18 protein-coding genes and 1 tRNA gene are annotated in these 20,048 nt (G+C 40.3%); 12 read left to right on the forward strand and 7 right to left on the reverse strand.

What is annotated here, in order from left to right; translation table 11 throughout:
• The first annotated feature begins 129 nt into the window (after nt 1-129).
• Nucleotides 130-756, forward strand: a complete 627-nt coding sequence (gene sodA, locus L5B90_RS04225) for a superoxide dismutase [Mn] (RefSeq protein ID WP_250350825.1) — start codon at nt 130-132, stop codon at nt 754-756.
• A gap of 240 nt (nt 757-996) precedes the next feature.
• Here sodA and suhB read toward each other — a convergent pair whose 3' ends face one another.
• Nucleotides 997-1,803, reverse strand: a complete 807-nt coding sequence (suhB, locus tag L5B90_RS04230) for an inositol-1-monophosphatase (protein ID WP_265762225.1) — start codon at nt 1,801-1,803, stop codon at nt 997-999.
• Nucleotides 1,804-1,972: 169 nt separating this feature from the next.
• Between suhB and trmJ the strand changes: the two genes are divergently transcribed.
• The 9 genes from trmJ to gshAB all read left to right on the forward strand — a co-directional run bounded on the left by trmJ (nt 1,973) and on the right by gshAB (nt 10,483).
• Nucleotides 1,973-2,713: a tRNA (cytosine(32)/uridine(32)-2'-O)-methyltransferase TrmJ gene (gene trmJ / locus L5B90_RS04235; protein WP_265762226.1), complete on the forward strand. Its 741-nt coding sequence runs from the start codon at nt 1,973-1,975 to the stop codon at nt 2,711-2,713.
• A gap of 55 nt (nt 2,714-2,768) precedes the next feature.
• A complete protein-coding gene (iscR, locus tag L5B90_RS04240; protein ID WP_265762227.1) occupies nt 2,769-3,239 on the forward strand; it encodes a Fe-S cluster assembly transcriptional regulator IscR in 471 nt (156 codons plus the stop codon).
• A gap of 51 nt (nt 3,240-3,290) precedes the next feature.
• Complete coding sequence (locus tag L5B90_RS04245; RefSeq protein WP_250350829.1) at nt 3,291-4,505, forward strand: IscS subfamily cysteine desulfurase; 1,215 nt, start codon at nt 3,291-3,293, stop codon at nt 4,503-4,505.
• Between the two features lie 21 nt (nt 4,506-4,526).
• A complete protein-coding gene (gene iscU, locus L5B90_RS04250; RefSeq protein WP_265762228.1) occupies nt 4,527-4,910 on the forward strand; it encodes a Fe-S cluster assembly scaffold IscU in 384 nt (127 codons plus the stop codon).
• A 62-nt stretch (nt 4,911-4,972) separates the two neighbouring features.
• Complete coding sequence (iscA, locus tag L5B90_RS04255; RefSeq protein ID WP_250350831.1) at nt 4,973-5,296, forward strand: iron-sulfur cluster assembly protein IscA; 324 nt, start codon at nt 4,973-4,975, stop codon at nt 5,294-5,296.
• An 11-nt stretch (nt 5,297-5,307) separates the two neighbouring features.
• Nucleotides 5,308-5,826, forward strand: coding sequence for a Fe-S protein assembly co-chaperone HscB (gene hscB, locus L5B90_RS04260; protein ID WP_250350832.1), 519 nt, complete (start codon nt 5,308-5,310; stop codon nt 5,824-5,826).
• 11 nt (nt 5,827-5,837) lie between these two features.
• A complete protein-coding gene (gene hscA, locus L5B90_RS04265) occupies nt 5,838-7,703 on the forward strand; it encodes a Fe-S protein assembly chaperone HscA (protein WP_265762229.1) in 1,866 nt (621 codons plus the stop codon).
• A 4-nt stretch (nt 7,704-7,707) separates the two neighbouring features.
• Nucleotides 7,708-8,046 carry an ISC system 2Fe-2S type ferredoxin gene (fdx, locus tag L5B90_RS04270; RefSeq protein ID WP_250364167.1) on the forward strand — a complete coding sequence of 113 codons (339 nt, stop codon included), beginning with the start codon at nt 7,708-7,710 and terminating at the stop codon, nt 8,044-8,046.
• A 160-nt stretch (nt 8,047-8,206) separates the two neighbouring features.
• Nucleotides 8,207-10,483 carry a bifunctional glutamate--cysteine ligase GshA/glutathione synthetase GshB gene (gshAB, locus tag L5B90_RS04275; protein WP_265762230.1) on the forward strand — a complete coding sequence of 759 codons (2,277 nt, stop codon included), beginning with the start codon at nt 8,207-8,209 and terminating at the stop codon, nt 10,481-10,483.
• Between the two features lie 82 nt (nt 10,484-10,565).
• Here the strand turns inward: gshAB and L5B90_RS04280 are convergent, their stop codons facing one another.
• The 4 genes from L5B90_RS04280 to L5B90_RS04295 all read right to left on the reverse strand — a co-directional run bounded on the left by L5B90_RS04280 (nt 10,566) and on the right by L5B90_RS04295 (nt 13,661).
• Complete coding sequence (locus tag L5B90_RS04280; protein ID WP_265762231.1) at nt 10,566-10,940, reverse strand: hypothetical protein; 375 nt, start codon at nt 10,938-10,940, stop codon at nt 10,566-10,568.
• A gap of 86 nt (nt 10,941-11,026) precedes the next feature.
• Nucleotides 11,027-11,857: a PTS mannose transporter subunit IID gene (manZ, locus tag L5B90_RS04285; protein ID WP_103855754.1), complete on the reverse strand. Its 831-nt coding sequence runs from the start codon at nt 11,855-11,857 to the stop codon at nt 11,027-11,029.
• Between the two features lie 15 nt (nt 11,858-11,872).
• Entirely contained in the window at nt 11,873-12,670 is a 798-nt protein-coding gene (locus L5B90_RS04290) for a PTS mannose/fructose/sorbose transporter subunit IIC (protein WP_265762233.1), read from the reverse strand.
• A 16-nt stretch (nt 12,671-12,686) separates the two neighbouring features.
• Complete coding sequence (locus L5B90_RS04295) at nt 12,687-13,661, reverse strand: mannose/fructose/sorbose PTS transporter subunit IIB (protein ID WP_265762234.1); 975 nt, start codon at nt 13,659-13,661, stop codon at nt 12,687-12,689.
• Between the two features lie 238 nt (nt 13,662-13,899).
• Here L5B90_RS04295 and L5B90_RS04300 point away from each other — a divergent pair, with 238 nt between their 5' ends.
• Nucleotides 13,900-14,691: a Cof-type HAD-IIB family hydrolase gene (locus L5B90_RS04300; protein ID WP_265762235.1), complete on the forward strand. Its 792-nt coding sequence runs from the start codon at nt 13,900-13,902 to the stop codon at nt 14,689-14,691.
• Between the two features lie 160 nt (nt 14,692-14,851).
• Nucleotides 14,852-16,279 carry an aspartate ammonia-lyase gene (aspA, locus tag L5B90_RS04305; protein WP_250364536.1) on the forward strand — a complete coding sequence of 476 codons (1,428 nt, stop codon included), beginning with the start codon at nt 14,852-14,854 and terminating at the stop codon, nt 16,277-16,279.
• A 339-nt stretch (nt 16,280-16,618) separates the two neighbouring features.
• On the opposite strand, the gene L5B90_RS04310 is transcribed toward aspA, so the two are convergent.
• Both L5B90_RS04310 and rne read right to left on the reverse strand, forming a co-directional pair.
• Nucleotides 16,619-16,708: transfer RNA gene (locus tag L5B90_RS04310), tRNA-Ser, on the reverse strand.
• Nucleotides 16,709-16,873: 165 nt separating this feature from the next.
• Complete coding sequence (gene rne / locus L5B90_RS04315; protein WP_265762236.1) at nt 16,874-19,720, reverse strand: ribonuclease E; 2,847 nt, start codon at nt 19,718-19,720, stop codon at nt 16,874-16,876.
• Nucleotides 19,721-20,048 lie beyond the last annotated feature (328 nt).

The raw sequence follows: 20,048 nt of genomic DNA on the forward strand, positions 1-20,048 counted from the left end.
ATTTAGGGCAGAAACACTGCCCTATTTATTTTTCGCTAGAAATTTAAACTTTTAATGATCTTAATCAAGTTTCTTGCTAGAATACCCCTGAATTTAGTACCTAATGATTATTTGAAGAAGGAAAATTTTATGGCTTACACACTACCAGAATTAGGCTATGCCTACGATGCTTTAGAACCACATTTTGACGCACAAACAATGGAAATTCACTACAGCAAACATCATCAAGCTTATGTGAATAATGCCAATGCGATTTTGGAAACCTTACCGCAATTTGCAGATCTTTGCCCGGGTGAGTTAATCACTAAATTAGCGGAAGTGCCTGCAGATAAACGTACGGGTTTACGTAACAATGCGGGTGGCCACGTGAATCATAGCTTATTCTGGAAAAGCTTGAAAAAAGGCACAACATTACAAGGTGCGTTAAAAGATGCGATTATCCGTGATTTTGGCTCGGTAGAAGCGTTCCAAGCTGAGTTTGAAAAAGCAGCCGCAACACGCTTTGGTTCAGGCTGGGCGTGGTTAGTGTTAAATAACGGTAAATTAGAAGTGGTTTCAACCGCAAACCAAGACAGCCCATTAATGGGGAAAGAAATCGCGGGTTGCGAAGGCTATCCAATTTTTGGTTTAGATGTTTGGGAACACGCGTATTACTTAAAATTCCAAAACCGCCGTCCAGATTACATTAAAGAATTCTGGAATGTCGTGAACTGGGACTACGCCGCAGAACGTTTTGAGAAAAAAGTTAATATCTAATTCATTATTCAATAATAAATTTCATCTTATCCCCTCTTTAATGAGGGGATTTTTTTACTTTTTTGATAGAAAAATAGGCAAGTTATTCACTCACCTATTTGCCCAGTTTAGTTATACTCAATCAAGTTTAAAATAAAGCCACATCGGCTTGTCTTGCTCTCTGGCGTTAAGCTCACTTAGCTTATTCCAACTGAAACGAGCATAATTTAAAAAGATTAAATGAGATTAAAAATGCGTTGCTTAGCGAGAAACCGCGAAACAAGGCTGAATGTGGGTTAAAATTTCTTTCACCAAACGTGCCGGTGCAGCAACCACGTTACCTGAGGTCAAATAGCTGTGTCCGCCTTCAAAATCAGTTACTAAACAACCTGCTTCACGGGCGATAAGATCACCTGCAGCAATATCCCACGCTTTGACACCCATTTCAAAGTAAGCATCCACTCGATTAGCCGCAACATAGCACATATCTAATGCAGCTGAGCCTGTACGGCGGAAATCGGCTACTTTGCCTTCATTAACAAGATTGCTCATTATTGCAAATTGGATCGGCATTGCAGAGAGTTTTTTGAATGGAAAACCAGTGGCTAAAATTGTGCCTTGTAATTCACGTTTGATATTTTCTGCACGCAGACGGAGTTCATTGATTTTTGCACCTTGTCCACGTACGGCAGTGAAAAGCTCATTACGGATAGGATCATACACCACCCCCACTTCTGTTCTGCCTTTCACACGCACAGCAATAGATACAGAAAAGTGCGGTAATCCTTTGATGAAATTTGTCGTCCCATCTAGTGGATCAATCACCCATTGCACATCGCTATCTTGACCTTCTAATGCACCACTTTCTTCTGTGATAATCGTGTGATCAGGATACGCTTTTCTAATCACATCAATAATCGCCGCTTCAGAAGCTTTATCAATATTAGTAACAAAGTCATTTGCACTTTTAGCTACCGTTTGAATATCATCGCGGCGTTCATACCCTTTAGCAATAATATTGCCCGCTTTTCGTGCCGCACGAATAGCGATATTTAACATTGGATTCATATTTCCACCAGATTTTAAAGAACAAAATTGAATGCGAGATTATAGTGATATTTTTGATAAAAAGCGAGAAAAACCCGATTAGCAAGAAAATTTTCATATTTCCGACCGCACTTTGTGGGTATTGTGCTAGAATACCCACAATTTGTAGTCAGATAAAGCAGAATAGAAAATGCTAGATAACATTCGCATTGTGTTAATTGAAACCTCTCACAGTGGAAATATTGGCTCAGCAGCACGGGCGATGAAGACGATGGGATTAAGCCAGCTTTATCTCGTTGCCCCCAAGCAAGGTATTGATGAGCAAGCGATCGCCTTAGCCGCAGGGGCTGATGATGTGGTAAAAAACGCCGTTGTGGTGCAAACCTTTGATCAAGCTGTGGCTGATTGTGAGCTAGTAATTGGAACAAGTGCGCGCTTACGTCATTTGCAAAGCACCTTACTTGAACCCCGTGCTTGTGGCGAAAAAGCCATAGCTTTTGCGAAACAGCATAAGGTGGCGATCGTGTTTGGACGGGAACGTATTGGACTAACCAATGAAGAATTGCTGAAATGCCGTTATCATTTAACCATTCCCGCTAACCCTGATTATTCCTCATTAAATTTAGCGATGGCAGTGCAATTAGTCTGTTATGAATTGCGAATGGCTTGGTTAGAAAATGGTAAAAAAGACGTGGATTTATCACTTTCATCAATAGAAAACATCTATCCAACCACACAGGAATTGGAATACTTTTTTGACCACACCGAACGTCTTTATAAACAACTTGGATTTATTCAAAATCAAGGGGTTATGCAAAAATTACGGCGTTTATACCAACGTGCGCAAGTAGAAAAAAACGAACTCAATATTCTACGCGGAATGTTAAGTGCGGTAGAAAAAAAGGTAAAATCGCAAAAGTATAATAGTTGACTAATTTAGAAGGTTATGTAAGATAGCCACCTAATTACTTAGAAGGAAGTGTATAATGAAATTAACGTCAAAAGGTCGTTATGCTGTTACTGCGATTTTAGATATTGCATTAAATACTGAAAATGGCCCCGTCAGTTTGGCGGATATTTCAGAAAGACAGCATATTTCCCTTTCTTATTTAGAACAATTATTCGCAAAATTACGCCGCCACGGCTTAGTGGAAAGTGTGCGCGGCCCCGGTGGTGGGTATAAATTAGGGCAGCCAAGCAATAAGATTTCTATTGCGATGATTATCGCCGCAGTAAATGAAAATATTGCGGTAACGCGTTGCTTAGGTGGCGCAAATTGCCAAGGTGGAAAAGAATGTCTGACTCATGCTTTATGGGACGAGCTAAGCCAACGAATTGAGGATTTTCTTAACCAAATTACTTTGGCGGAATTAGTTGATAAACATCATCATCGCCATAAAACCCATAATCAACATCAAGATTTTTCTAATTTAGTCATCATTGATGACAACGCTTAACGTTAAGATTAAAAGAGCGGTAAAAAATAACGATTTTTTTAGGAGTGTAGAATGAAATTACCTATTTATTTGGATTATGCAGCAACTTGTCCTGTGGATGAGCGTGTGGCAAAAAAAATGATGGAATTTTTAACCATCGAAGGCACATTTGGCAACCCTGCGTCCCGTTCGCATAAATTTGGTTGGCAAGCGGAAGAGGCTGTGGATGTGGCGCGTAACCACATTGCAGATCTAATTGGCGCGGATAGCCGTGAAATCGTGTTTACTTCGGGCGCAACGGAAGCTGATAACCTTGCAATTAAAGGGGCGGCACATTTTTATCAAACAAAAGGCAAGCATATTATTACCTGCAAAACAGAGCATAAAGCGGTGTTGGATACTTGCCGTCAATTAGAGCGTGAAGGTTTTGAGGTAACTTATTTATCACCAAAATCAGATGGTTTAATTGACTTAGAAGAATTAAAAAATGCAATGCGTGATGACACCATTTTAGTCTCAATTATGCACGTGAATAACGAAATTGGTGTGATCCAAGATATTAAAGCAATTGGTGATCTTTGCCGTGAAAGAAAAATTATTTTCCATACCGACGCAACCCAAAGTGTGGGTAAATTACCAATTAACCTTGCAGAATTAAATGTGGATTTACTCTCAATGTCTAGCCATAAACTTTATGGACCAAAAGGAATCGGGGCATTATATGTACGCCGTAAACCGCGTGTGCGTTTAGAGGCAATTATTCACGGTGGTGGCCACGAACGTGGTATGCGTTCAGGCACATTACCTGTTCACCAAATTGTAGGAATGGGCGAAGCTTATCGTATCTGTAAAGAAGAAATGGCAACCGAAATGCCTCGCTTAAAAGCCCTTCGTGATCGTCTATACAATGGATTAAAAGATATTGAAGAAACCTATGTGAATGGGTCAATGGAACACCGTGTAGACAACAACCTCAACATCAGTTTCAACTATGTGGAAGGAGAAAGCTTAATGATGGCATTACGTGATATTGCGGTTTCATCAGGATCTGCTTGTACTTCTGCAAGCCTTGAGCCGTCGTATGTATTGCGTGCGTTAGGGTTAAATGATGAGCTTGCACATAGCTCAATTCGCTTTACTGTTGGACGTTATACCACAGAAGAAGAAATTGATTACACCATTAATTTAGTCAAAGGTGCGGTAGAAAAATTACGTGAATTATCCCCATTATGGGATATGTTTAAAGAAGGCATTGATCTTAACTCAATTGAGTGGACTCACCATTAATTTAGCAAAAGGAACAGAAAAATGGCATATAGCGACAAAGTTATCGATCATTATGAGAACCCACGTAACGTAGGTTCATTCGACAAAAAAGATCCAACCGTGGGAAGCGGAATGGTGGGCGCGCCTGCTTGTGGCGATGTAATGCAATTACAAATTAAAGTGAATGATGAAGGCATTATTGAAGATGCAAAATTCAAAACTTACGGCTGTGGTTCGGCGATTGCGTCAAGCTCACTTATTACCGAATGGGTAAAAGGCAAATCCCTTGACGAAGCACAAGCCATCAAAAATAGCCAAATTGCAGAAGAATTAGAATTACCCCCAGTAAAAGTGCATTGCTCAATTTTGGCAGAAGATGCCATTAAAGCAGCCATTGCCGATTACAAAGCAAAACGTGGCGAATAATTTAAGCAAATAAAAGTGCGGTGGAATTTAACCGCACTTTTCATCATTTTGTGGAGAACCTTATGAGCGTAACATTAACCGAAAGTGCAGCAAATCGCGTCAAAACCTTCCTTGCTAATCGTGGCAAAGGCATTGGGTTACGCTTAGGCATAAAAACCTCAGGCTGTTCAGGTTTAGCTTATGTGCTTGAATTTGTAGATAGCTTAAATGAAGATGATCAAGTGTTTGAAGATCACGGTGTGAAAGTCATCGTAGATACCAAAAGCTTGGTCTATCTCAACGGCACCCAACTTGATTTTGTCAAAGAAGGCTTAAACGAAGGGTTCAAATTCACTAATCCTAACGTGAAAGATGAATGTGGCTGCGGTGAGAGTTTTAACGTTTAATAGGAACATCAATGAGCAATCCTTTTGCACTATTTGACTTGCCAGTGGCATTTTCTCTTGATCTCGATCGCTTGAATAACCGTTATTTGGCATTGCAAAAATCTCTTCATCCCGATAATTTTGCACATCGTTCAACGCAAGAACAGCGTTTAGCTATGCAAAAATCAGCGGAAATTAATGATGCCTTGCAAATTCTAAAAGATCCCATTTCCCGTGCGGATAGCATTATTGCTTTGCATTTAGGTTGTCAAAATGTGGAAGAAAAAACCAATCACGATATGGCATTTTTAATGCAACAAATGCAATGGCGAGAGCAACTTGAAGAGATTGAACAGCAGAAAGACGGCGATGAGCTAATGCAATTTTCAGATCAAATTAGCACACAGCGACAGGCAATTTTAACCCAATTAAACACCGCACTTTCGACTCAAGATTGGGCAACCGCACAAATGCTAACGGATCGATTACGCTTTATCAAAAAATTACTGCTTGAAGTGGAACGCATTGAAGATAACTTACTGGATTTTTAAAGAGAGAAACAATGGCTTTATTACAAATTGCTGAACCCGGACAAACTAGCGCACCGCATCAACATAAATTAGCGGTAGGCATTGATCTTGGTACAACAAATTCCCTTGTCGCCACGGTACGCAGTGGAATGGCAGAGATTTTATTGGATGAAAAAGAGCGTGCTTTAACGCCTTCCATTGTCAATTTTTCAGCTAATCAGCCAGTGCTTGTTGGCTATGAAGCCGGGGAATTAGCCAGTCTTGATCCACAAAATACCATTATCTCGGTGAAACGTTTAATCGGACGTTCTCTTGCAGATGTACAACATCGCTATGCAAATTTGCCTTACCGTTTTCAACAAAGCGAAAATGGCTTGCCTTTATTTGAAACCGCACAAGGCGTGCGTAGCCCGATTGAAGTCTCAAGCGAAATTCTGAAAAAACTGACCGCACTTGCGGAAAAACGTTTAGGCGGTGAGTTACAAGGTGCGGTAATTACCGTTCCCGCCTATTTTGATGATGCACAACGCCAAAGCACAAAAGATGCGGCAAAACTGGCGGGATTGAATGTGCTACGGTTACTCAATGAACCTACCGCAGCGGCGATTGCCTATGGCTTAGATAGCGAACAAGAGGGCGTAATAGCGGTTTATGATTTAGGCGGAGGCACCTTTGATATTTCTATTTTGCGTTTATCTAAAGGCGTCTTTGAAGTGCTTGCTACGGGCGGTGATACCGCGTTAGGTGGAGATGATTTCGATCATCTCATCGCAGATTGGATTGTCCAACAATCGGCAATTGCCCCACAAAATGATCAACAAACGCGTGAGCTTTGGCATTTAGCGAAACAAGTCAAAACCCATCTGTCTGAGGCACACAACGCCCCTATTGAATATTACGATTGGCAAGGTGAACTTCAGCGTGAAACCTTTAATCAATTGATTGAACCTTTAGTAAAACGCTCATTAATGGCGTGTCGCCGAGCATTAAAAGATGCTGGTATTAGCCCGCAAGAAGTGCGGGAAGTGGTTATGGTAGGCGGTTCAACCCGTGTCCCCTTTGTGCGTGAAAAAGTCGGTGAGTTTTTCCAACGTGAACCATTAACCGCTATCGATCCCGATAAAGTTGTCGCACTTGGCGCGGCAATTCAAGCGGATATTTTGGTAGGCAATAAACCCGATAATGAAATGTTATTACTTGATGTAATCCCGTTATCTTTAGGTATTGAAACAATGGGGGGATTAGTGGAAAAAATTATTCCACGTAATACCACTATCCCTGTGGCGAGAGCGCAGGAGTTTACCACCTTTAAAGATGGGCAAACCGCAATGAGTGTACATATCGTACAAGGTGAACGTGAAATGGTGGCGGATTGTCGCTCACTTGCTCGCTTTACCTTAAGGGGAATTCCACCAATGGCAGCAGGGGCGGCACATATTCGTGTAACCTATCAAGTGGATGCTGATGGCTTGCTTAGCGTAACCGCAATGGAAAAATCCACTGGAGTGCAATCTTCTATTCAAGTTAAGCCTTCTTATGGGCTAACGGATGATGAAATTGCAGCAATGCTTAAAGCCTCAATGGAAAATGCCAAAGAAGATATCCAAGCACGCTTATTAGCAGAGCAACGAGTGGAAGCCACACGCGTGATCGAAAGTGTGCATTCCGCGTTACAGCAAGATGAAAATTTACTTAATGATGAAGAATTAAGTGCGGTGAAAAATGCGTTAGTTTCACTGCAAGAATTAGTACAACAACAAGATAGCCTTGCAATTAAGCAAGGGATTAAAGCCTTAGATCGTGCGACGCAAGAATTTGCCGCACGTCGTATGGATAAATCAATTAGAACGGCGCTATCAGGCCATTCGATTGATGAAATTGAGAATTTTAAGGAATAGTATTATGGCTAAAGTCATTTTTTTACCTCACGAAACCCTTTGCCCAGAAGGAATGGTGGTGGATGCTGCCGAAGGCGATAATTTATTAGATGTGGCATTAGAGGCTGGCATTGAAATTGAACACGCTTGCGATAAATCTTGTGCTTGCACAACCTGCCACGTTGTGATCCGTGAAGGATTTGACAGTTTAAATGAAAGTACCGAAGCAGAAGATGATATGCTGGATAAGGCTTGGGGCTTAGAAGTGGATAGCCGTTTAAGTTGCCAATGTCAAATTGGTAATGAAGATCTTGTGGTGGAAATTCCAAAATATAGCTTAAATCACGCAAGGGAAGAGCATTAAGCCGCTTTATTGCAGGCAAAACTTTATCAAGGCGGAGTTACCTCCGCCTCACTATTTTATATAGCAAAATCATCTAATTCATAAAGATTTAGTTTTTGCCTTTTTCCCCCTTAGCTTAGATAATAGTCAGCATTGTCCTGACCTGAATAGAAGGAAACATATGAAAATCCAACAAACCATTAAACAAAACCATCTCGGGCTATTATTCCAACAAGGCTCATTTGGGATTGAAAAAGAAAGCCAGCGTGTTCACGCTGATGGTTCTATCGTCATAACTGCACACCCTGAGGTTTTTGGTAATCGATCGTATCACCCTTATATTCAAACCGATTTTGCTGAAAGCCAAATGGAACTTATCACGCCTCCACAGAAAACATTAGAAGATAGTATTCGTTGGCTTTCTGCAATTCATCAAGTTGTGCTACGTTCTTTACCTGAAACCGAATATCTGTTTCCTTTGAGTATGCCAGCTGGCTTACCTGATGAAGAACAAATTAAAGTTGCACAATTAGACAATGCGGAAGATGTGGCTTACCGTGAGCATCTTGTGACCTCTTATGGTAAAAATAAGCAAATGGTGAGTGGTATTCATTACAACTTCCAGCTTGATCCTGAATTGGTACAAACGCTCTTCAACGCACAATCAACATATCAAAGTGCGGTGCAATTTCAGAATGATTTATACCTGAAAATGGCGAAGAATTTTCTTCGTTATCAATGGGTCTTGCTGTATTTACTTGCAGCCACGCCAACCGTGCAAGATAATTATTTTAAACAAGGTAACCCACTAAAGACAGGGCAATATGTTCGTAGCCTGCGTTCCAGCCAATATGGCTATGTTAATGCCCCTGAAATCAAAGTATCCTTTGATAGCATTGAGCAGTATGTTGAAAGCCTTGAACATTGGGTAACATCAGGCAAACTGATTGCAGAAAAGGAATTTTATTCTAATGTTCGTTTACGAGGCGCAAAAAAAGCGCGCGAATTGCTTAATAACGGTATTCAATATTTAGAATTTAGATTGTTTGATCTGAATCCTTTTGAGCAATATGGTCTTTCACTTTCTGATGCAAAATTTATTCATTATTTTGTTTTATTAATGATTTGGCTTGATGAAACCGCCGATCAAAATGACGTAGAACTAGGCAAAGCAAGACTTGCCGAAGTGGCATTAGAAGACCCACTTTCAGCAACGCAATATGCCGCAGAAGGTGAGCAATTATTACACCAATTATTAGCGATGTTACACACCATCGACGCGCCACAAGAAATCAGTGAAATTGTACAACAAAAATTGCAACAATTTGCTGACCCCGCATTAACCATTGCTGGACGCTTAGTTCAAGCTATTGAAAAAGCAGGAGATTATCAGCGTTTAGGGGCGGAATTAGCACAGCAATATAAAGCCAACGCATTTGAACGTTTTTATGCACTCACTGCCTTTGATAATATGGAATTATCTACTCAAGCCCTATTATTTGATTTAATTCAAAAAGGCATTAAAACAGAAATTTTGGACGAACAAGATCAATTCCTTTGCTTGCAAGTGGGCGATCATATTGAATATGTAAAAAATGGCAATATGACCTCAAAAGATAGTTATATTTCCCCGTTAATTATGGAAAATAAAGTCGTAACCAAAAAAGTGCTACATAAAGCCGGTTTTAACGTGCCACAAAGTTTGGAATTTACTTCTGCTACACAAGCCATCGCGAATTACGGCTTATTTGAAGGGCGAGCAGTGGTGATTAAACCAAAATCGACGAATTACGGCTTAGGGATTACCATTTTCCAACAAGGGGTAAGTAACCGCGAAGATTTTGCGAAAGCCATTGAAATCGCCTTTCGTGAAGATAAAGAAGTGATGGTGGAAGACTATCTAAGTGGCACAGAATACCGTTTCTTCGTGCTAGGTGATGAAACCCTTGCGGTATTATTGCGTGTTCCAGCCAATGTGGTGGGCGATGGCAAACATAGCGTTGCGGAATTGGTTGCCGCTAAAAATGATCATCCATTGCGTGGTGATGGTAGCCGTACGCCATTGAAAAAAATTGCGCTTGGGGATATTGAAAAACTGCAGCTCAAAGAACAAGGCCTCACCATAGATAGCGTGCCAGAGGCAGGACGCCTCGTACAACTTCGTGCCAACTCTAACATTAGCACAGGCGGTGATAGCATTGATATGACCGATGAAATGCACCCAAGCTATAAAGCACTTGCTGTTGGTATAACCAAAGCAATGGGCGCAGCAGTCTGTGGGGTGGATCTCATCATTCCTGATCTACACAAACCCGCGGAACCAAGTTTGCAATCTTGGGGCGTGATCGAAGCGAACTTTAACCCAATGATGATGATGCACATTTTCCCTTATTCCGGAAAATCTCGTCGCCTCACCTTGGACGTGATTAAAATGCTATTTCCAGAATTACCAAACTAAAGTGCGGTGCTTTTTTTCTAAATTTTAATAAAAAAATAGGCTTAAATTTTTAAGCCTATTTTTTCCTTTCATAATATTATTTTTACTTTGCCAAGGTTGACGTGGCATATTGTTGCAATGCCTGTAATTCTCTTTTTCCCTTTTCTGATAACACTTTATTATCTTGTAAAATTTGGCTCGAACGGGCAACAATAAATTCTAAATAGGCTTTATTGCCAAGTTTTTCAAATTGTTCTTTAGCAAAATACATATCAGCAAAATCTTTATTAATTTGTGAAAGCAACAATTTTTGCCCAACCAATATCATTAATGCGATAACAAGCGCAATCACTGTACCGTAGCCTTTGGTTGGATAATAAGTGATACCACCGATAATAAAAAGTGCGGTGATTAATTTTGAACTATTTTTAAGGTAACTTTCATTGTCTGGGGGATTAATAAGATCTTTCAACTTCATCAGGAATTCCTTATTTATTCTTATTTTTAGCTTATTCACTATAATAAAAAAGCGGCTTTTTAACACCGCTCTTTAGTGACGTTTGATTAGGCTAAAATACCAAAATAATATCCCACAATACCTACACCGAATAAAGCAAAAATAATGTACATTGCATTAATTTTTTTCTGTAATAAGTACATACATAAGAATGTTAAACCTAACGCTGCAAGCCCAGGAAGCAGTTCATTTAATACGCTTTGTACTGTGGTAACAACCTCTTGCCCTTGCGAATTTACATAACGCGATAATTCAAGTGGAATATTGATGGTTGTCCATTTGGATACCAATGCCCCCATTACAAATAAACCGAGAATAGATGCTCCTTGCGTTAATTTTTGTAAGCGGCCGCCGCCCATATCTTGCACGATTTCCGTTCCTTTGGCATACCCATAATGAAAACCATACCAACGGGTTAAAGCACGGAAAATATTAATGCCGATGAAGAATAATAATGGTCCTAACAGGCTGCCACTAATAGCTAGCCCAGCACCTAATGCGGCAAGGACAGGGCGTAATGTCCCCCAGAAGATCGGATCACCAACGCCTGCGAGTGGTCCCATAAGCCCAACTTTCACCCCACTAATCGCCGCATCATCAATATCTGTCGCACCGTTAGCACGTTCTTGCTCCATTGCTGCAGTAACCCCAATGATTGATGAGGCGACCCAAGGTTGAGTATTAAAAAATTCAAGGTGGCGTTTTAATGCATCGGCCTGATCTTCTTTTTTGCTGTATAAACGTTTGATTGCGGGGATCATTGATACACAAAATCCCATTGCCTGCATACGCTCAAAGTTAAATGAGCCTAATAAAAATGTAGAACGCCAGTAAGTGCTACGAATATCTGCTTTAGTTAATTGTTTTTTCTCTGACATAATCAATTCCTTCTCTTATAGACCTTCAAGTTCATCATCAGCAAGTTCTTTTTTCACCTTTCCAGCTGACAAGGTTGCCTGATTAAAACGCGGATTTAATTGGATATAAATTAATGCTAAACAAGCTCCTAATAACCCTAAGCCCACAAGGTTATAATTAGAGAAAGAGGCAATCACAAATCCTACAAAGAAAAATGGCATTAATGCTCCAGCACGCATCATATTAATCACCATTGCATATCCCACAACAACGATAAAGCCCCCTGCAATTTGTAAGCCACGCGTTACCACTTCAGGAATTGCGTCTAACGCACTGGTTACAGTATCTGTACCTGCTACTAATGCAACAAAAAAAGTAGGAATAGCTACCCTTAATGCCTGTAATGCTAAACCTGAGAAATGGCACAATTCAATGCCTCTGAAATTTGCTTCTTTGGCAAAATCATCTGCTTTATGTTGTAAGAAAATCGTGATTGTTCGCACAAAAATAGTTAGCACCTGCCCTGCCGCTGCCACTGGAATTGCAATGGCAATGGCTGTGCCTTTATCTTGTCCACCTTTTATCACCAAAATAGCAGCAATCACAGAAGCTAATGCAGCGTCTGGTGCCATTGCAGCCCCTACATTCATCCAACCAAGCGCCAACATCTCAAGTGTTCCACCAATAATCACGCCAGAGGTAATATCTCCTAGCACTAAACCGATCAAGGTACAAGCGACTAATGGGCGATGAGTTTGTCTTTCATCTAATACGCTCCCCATACCGCAAATAGCAGCAACGAGGGTAACGAGGATAATTTCCATAGTTGTCATAAATAAGTCCTCTTAATTAAAATTTTAATGCATCAAGTTTTTGTTTAGTTAATGGCTCTTTTGGACTACTTGCCACCTGCTGCAAGCTAAGCTCAACCCCTAAATCTAATAATTTGTAAAATGCGTCCACATCTTGTTGGTTTACTGTCACTGCTTGTGAAAGCTGTTGATTGCCTTCTTTGTAGGTCATCCCCCCCACATTCACTTTATCCACTTTTACACCACCTTCAATTAAGCGAACAATATCTGTCGGATTAGTAACAAGCCACAGGATATTTTTCCCAGCATATTTAGGGTTGTGGTAAACCTTAATGGCTTTTTCTACAGGAATCACATAGGATTTCAAATGTTCTGGTGCAACTTGCAAGAGCAAATCACGACGGATAGGATCATCAGCAACCTCATCACTCACTGCAAAAATTGCCTCACACTTCACTGATTTTGCCCAAGAAGTTGCCACCTGACCGTGAATTAAGCGACTATCAATACGCAATAATGAAATATTCATATTGCCAGAAAGTGCGGTGCTTTTTTCTGCTGTTTTTGTTGCCTCAGCCGTTACAGCCTGCGGTGATTCAGCCTGTTTTTTCGTTGTTTTTTCAGGCTGGAAGGATCGTACAGCGGCCACGCCCACTTCTTTTGCGGTATTTACCAGTTCATCAAGCGCAACAGAATCTTTAGCATCTAGCACTTCAAGAAGCATTGGTAAATTCACCCCTGTTACAATATCCGTATTTTCTCCACGTGTTGTGGCAACACGGCTTGCCGCGTTATACGGGCTACCACCAAATAAATCCACCAAAAATAAAACAGGTTCATTTTCTGGTAATTGCGCAATAATCGTTTGGTATTTCTCGATTAAATGCTCACCACCCTCACCCGGTAAAAAGGTTACAACGTGGGTATTTTCATCTTCTCCGTAAACCATTGCCGCTGAATTTACCAGTTCTTCTGAAAATTTACCGTGCGTTGCAACAATAATATGGGTCATATAACCTCCAAATTTAATTGAAAAAACGTTTCAGCAAAATAAAAAAAACAATGCAACCGTTTGCAATGCCTTGAAAGTGTAATCCTAATTTTTAGTAGATTAAATGTCTTTTTGCTGGAAATATGATCTACATCACAAAAAGAAACAAAGAAGAAATAAGCTATTTATTGAGCCTTTACTTTTTAATGAGGGATTTTTAGAATGGAAACGCAATTTGTCTGGAAAAGGAGTAATCGCAATGGCATATAAAATGGTTTTCTCGGATATGGACGGCACCTTGCTCAATAGCAAACATCAGATTAGTCCAACAACCTCCCAAGCCATACAAAATATTATGCGAAAAAACATTCCCTTTATTCCTGTATCAGCCCGTCCACCTTATGCCATTTTGCCCTATATGGAGCAGCTTTGTAATGATAATGAGATCATTTGTTATAGTGGCGCATTAATTTTAGATAAAAATCTCACCGCACTTTATTCTATTACCTTAGAAAATACGCTTTTACCCCAGCTAGAACGTATCTTAGACCATAATCCCGCTCTTTCGGTGAGCTATTACTCTCATCTTGATTGGTTTAGCACAAACCTAAACAGCAGTTGGATTAAGCAAGAAAGCGAAATTACCGGGCTAATAGCAAAAGAAAAACCGCAACATTTAAGCAATATACATAAAATACTATTAATGGGAGACGCAGCCTATATTGAGCGAATTGAACCCTTACTCAAACAACAATTTCCACAGCTTGCTATCCACCGTTCTAAGAAAGAATATTTAGAGATAATGAATAAGGCTGCAACCAAGGCCAATGCCATTCAATTTATGGCACAAAGAGCAGCGGTAGATAAAGCTGATATTATTGCATTTGGTGATAATTTTAATGATCTTGATATGCTGCAATATGTAGGATTAGGAATCGCAATGGGAAATTCACCAGATGAAATTAAACGTCTTGCCAAACAAATCACCGCAACCAATGACGAAGACGGTATTGCGTTAAGTCTCAAGCAAATTTTTTCGCTTTCGTCTTAACGCCATAAAATGGCTCTCCATATTAAAGCACAAAAAAATCTAATTCTAACGATAAATTAATATCTTAGATCCCTTTTACACAATGTGATCCAGCTCAATTTTTGCGTCTAATGAAATCACTATAATGGTTTCACAAACAACCTCACATAAGGAAATTATGATGCAAAATACACGTATTGAAATAGATTTATTAGGTGAACGTGAAGTACCCAATGAGGCTTACTGGGGCATTCATACTTTGCGTGCAATGGAAAATTTCAACATTTCAGACAAAACGATTTCTGATGTACCCGAATTTATCCGCGGAATGGTTATGGTGAAAAAAGCCACCGCACTTGCTAATGGTGAGTTAGGTGCGATTCCGAAAAAAATTGCTAATGCCATTGTTAAAGCCTGCGATGAAGTGCTAGAAAATGGACGTTGTATGGATCAATTCCCAACTGATGTATATCAAGGTGGTGCTGGGACTTCTGTCAATATGAATACGAATGAAGTCATTGCCAACCTTGCGTTGGAATTATTAGGGCATAAAAAAGGGGAATACGATATTATCAACCCAATGGATCACGTTAATGCCAGCCAATCCACCAACGATGCCTACCCGACAGGTTTCCGTATTGCGGTATATAACAGCATTATGCACTTGCTGAAAAATATCCGTTATCTACAAAAAGGGTTTGATGCAAAAGCAAAAGCTTTTTCTCATGTACTTAAAATGGGGCGTACTCAGTTACAAGATGCTGTTCCAATGACTGTAGGGCAAGAATTTAAAGCCTTCTCCGTGTTATTGGAAGAAGAAGTACGCAATCTAAAACGCACCGCAAAGTTATTACTTGAAGTCAATCTCGGTGCAACAGCAATCGGCACGGGTTTAAATACACCTGAAGGCTATGCAGAATTAGCAGTGAAATATCTCGCTGAAGTGAGCCAATTACCTTGCGTACCTTCGGAAAACTTGATTGAAGCCACTTCTGACTGTGGGGCTTATGTAATGGTTCACAGTGCTTTAAAACGTACTGCAGTGAAATTATCCAAAGTATGTAATGACTTACGTCTTCTCTCTTCTGGTCCACGAGCAGGTTTAAATGAAATCAATCTACCTGAATTACAAGCGGGTTCATCCATTATGCCAGCGAAAGTAAACCCTGTTGTACCAGAAGTGGTAAACCAAGTCTGTTTTAAAGTGATCGGTAACGATACCACTGTAACCTTCGCTGCCGAAGCAGGCCAATTACAGCTTAATGTAATGGAACCTGTCATTGGTCAAGCAATGTTTGAATCCATTGAGCTTCTTAACAATGCGTGTGTGAACTTACGTGATAAATGTGTGAATGGTATAACTGTCAATGCAGATGTGTGCCAAAACTATGTCTTAAATTCCATTGGCATTGTGACTTATCTCAATCCATTTATTGGTCATCATAATGGGGATATCGTCGGTAAGATTTGTGCTGAGACAGGGAAAAGTGTACGCGAAGTAGTACTAGAACGTGGCTTGCTGACAGAAGCGCAACTTGATGATATTTTATCGCTAGAAAACCTAATGAATCCACGTTATAAAGCAATGCGCTTTACTGAAGAGAAATAAGCGCATTAAATTAAATCATCAAGTGCGGTGAAAAATGACCAAATTTTTCACCGCACTTATTTTTTTAATGAATGAAAAGGTTTGGTTACTAAAAATATCGCTAAGGCAATAATATTTGCCATTTGAAGAACTTTTCAAAATTTCCAATCTGCTTATTTCTTTGAATAAAGGTTTTTTATTATACAAATAAGTCTTTATGTCAAAAGAAATGACGTATAGGTATGCATATTAAGTTGTCTCTATATTGCCTTATTTTGATTGAAAAAAGATAAAGAGAAAATAATAGAAAATTTAGGTAAAGAAAAAGCCCTCTTCTTTAAGAGGGCTTTTTCAAAAATTTGGCGGAGGAAGTGAGATTCGAACTCACGGAGGGCGTAAACCCTCGCCGGTTTTCAAGACCGGTGCCTTCAACCACTCGACCATTCCTCCGTGATTTAAGCGAGGTGAATAATACGAATTTTGCTATACCAAGTCAAGCAGGAAAATAAAAAATTAATTTGATTGCTTTTTTTTACAGCAACTTGTTTAGCACTTAAACAAAAAACCGAGCATTAAAACAATTAATGCTCGGTTTTATTTCTACCAAAAGAAGAATTATTCTTCCGCTACTGCTTTAGTTGGCTCGGAATAAACGTGGCTAATCGCACTATGATGACCAGCCGAACCACGCCCATAAAAATAATAGCGCGACTCTTTCCATTCAACGATTGGGTAAGCCGTATTTTCACTTTCAATCGCTTTCGCTAATGTCATTTGTGCTTTAGTATGCTGAACGGCAGATACCGTACCTAAACGCCCAGTAAATTCATAAGTGCGGTCAGTTTTTTCCTCAATTTTTTCTGATTGAGGTAAATTTTCTACTGCATTTGCCGTTGGCTCCGCACTCGCTGAATTCAAACGTTGTAAAGAGGCTTGTACTTTTTTCTCCACAGATTCATTTGCCGGCTGAGTAACAAATCCCGCTAAGGGTTTAGGCTCGTCAGCACTGCTTTGCACGATTAATTTCGTTGCAGGCGTGATCACTTCTGCTTCTGATTCTGCTTTATTATTTTGTTGTTCAAGCAATTCATCGACAGACAAAAATGCGTTGCCTTTATTATTGGTGAAGGCACTACTATCAATCCACACTTTACCACTTGCTAATTCAGGCGATGCCACGGCGGAAAATAAGGGCATTGGTGATTTTTCTTCACCTTGCGATTGACGGCGACGACGAGGGTTATTCACACGTAAATGGCGTGGTAAACGGCGGCGATTATCACGCTGTTTTTCACCGTTATCTGTATTCACCTCAATATCAACAACAGGGGCGATCACATTTTCTACGGGGTTTAGTTCAACCACATCTTTAGTAGCAGTTTCCACTGCCACTGGATGTGTTTCCACCGTATCTGTCATTTCTGTTATTGGTGCAATAGGGGCTTGAACGTCGGCAACACGCACTTTTTTACGTAAATCACGGCGCTGACGACGTGGCTGAACCTGTTCAACCACTTCCTCAATTACCTTCGTTTCTGCAAGGTTAGTTTGGTAGTTGTCATCAATCTGTGCTTTTTTTGCCTTACGAGAGGAACGGGTTTCTTGGTCTAGCGCTTTATCTTGACGCTTATCTTCCACATTACGCCCGCTTTCATTACGATTACGTCGCGTGTTACGACGGTCTTGATTGCGGCGGCGGTTATTTTTATTGGAACGATTTGTCGTTTTCTTTGTTTCTTTTTCTTCCACAAAGAGCGCTTTAATTTTTGCTAAAATGCGAGAAATAAGTGAAGGTTTATTTTCCTTCTTCGCCACAGGCATTGGTGCCGGCGTTTCTATCGCGAGAGAAACTGCAGCATTTTCCAACACACTTTCTGTGGTTACTGCTGCCGTTTCAATATTACGCGTAACTAAAGATTCTTCTGCAATAAAGCTATCCTCTTTGTCTTGATGCAATTTGGCTAAATTATAACTTAGCTCATTCACATCCTCCCCTTCGCGTACTCGGAACACGCTGAAATGTGGGGTTTCCATTGCTTCATTTGGGGCAACCACAATATCTACATTATGGCGTTTTTCAATGCTACTAATGGCTTTACGTTTTTCATTTAATAGGTAAGATGCAATCTGAACAGGCACAATGGTATGTACCTGTTTGGTATTTTCTTTGATTGCCTCTTCTTCCAATAAACGCAAAATAGATAACGAAAGTGATTCATTATCACGAATTTTCCCCGTACCTTGACAACGTGGACAAATGTGGTGAGAAGATTCCCCTAAAGACGGGCTTAAGCGCTGACGGCTCATTTCCAATAGACCGAAACGAGAAATACGGCTAATTTGGATTCGCGCACGATCTTGGCGTACCGCATCACGTATGCGATTTTCCACTTCACGTTGATGACGAATTGGGGTCATATCAATAAAGTCAATCACAATTAGCCCACCTAAATCGCGCAAGCGTAATTGGCGCGCAATTTCATCTGCGGCTTCAAGATTGGTGTTGAGTGCGGTTTCTTCAATATCACCACCACGGGTTGAACGGGCCGAGTTAATATCGATCGCCGTGAGTGCTTCTGTCACATCAATGACAATAGAGCCGCCCGATGGTAAGCGCACTTCTCGTTGAAATGCAGATTCAATTTGCGATTCAATTTGATAGTGGCTGAATAGTGGCACTTCCCCCTGATAGAGTTTGACACGATTGATAAAATCAGGGCGGACTAACTTAATATGGGCTTTTGCTTTTTCGTAAATTTTTTGGTTATCAATCAAAATTTCGCCAATATCACGGCGTAAGTAATCACGAATCGCACGTACAATCACATCACTTTCTTGGTGAATTAAGAAAGGGGCAGGACGGCTTTCAGAGGCTTGCTTAATGGCTTCCCAGTGGTGTAAAAGCACTTTTAAATCCCACTGTAATTCCTCAGGGGATTTGCCCACACCAGCCGTGCGTACGATTAACCCTACGCCTTCAGGCACATCAAGAGAGCTTAAGGCTTCTTTTAATTCTAAACGTTCTTCCCCTTCAATGCGGCGAGAAATTCCTCCCGCTCTGGGGTTATTTGGCATAATCACCAAATAGCTACCTGCCAAGGAAACGAAGGTGGTCAGCGCAGCGCCTTTATTACCACGTTCTTCTTTGTTTACTTGAACGATGACTTCTTGTCCCTCGTGCAAAATATCACGAATATTTGGACGACCTTGATACACATAATCAGCAGGGAAGTATTCACGGGCAATTTCTTTTAAAGGTAGGAAACCGTGGCGTTCTGCACCGTAATCCACAAAGGCAGCTTCTAGGCTAGGTTCAACGCGGGTGATACGGCCTTTATAGATATTGGCTTTTTTTTGTTCGTGACCCGGATTTTCGATATCCAAGTCAAATAGGCGTTGTCCATCAACGAGGGCAACACGCAACTCCTCTTTTTGGGTTGCGTTAATTAACATTCTTTTCATTCGATTTTCTCTTATATTTTCATTTTAAATTTGTCATAAAAAACCACCGCACTTTGGCTTCGCAATCGACCTCGTGTCTGTCGCAAAATGTCATTCTCTCGACTGTCAGTTGCTGGGTGCATTGATTGCGTTATCGAAACATAATTTTCGATACAAACAAAATGATTGAAATATTATTTTGCAAGCGTGGATGATTTTTATCACTCTTAATTGTCCATTTTTCTGTTATCGCTGTAACAAAATCAAATTGGACAAATTTATTTTATAAAACAACGTCTTATGCCGTTTGCTGCGTTATTTCTAAGGTTATCTCATTTTTCCCAGTAAA

Origin of the sequence: Avibacterium sp. 20-129, from assembly GCF_026226845.1 — a bacterium.
In the GTDB taxonomy this organism is placed as follows: Bacteria; Pseudomonadota; Gammaproteobacteria; order Enterobacterales; family Pasteurellaceae; genus Avibacterium.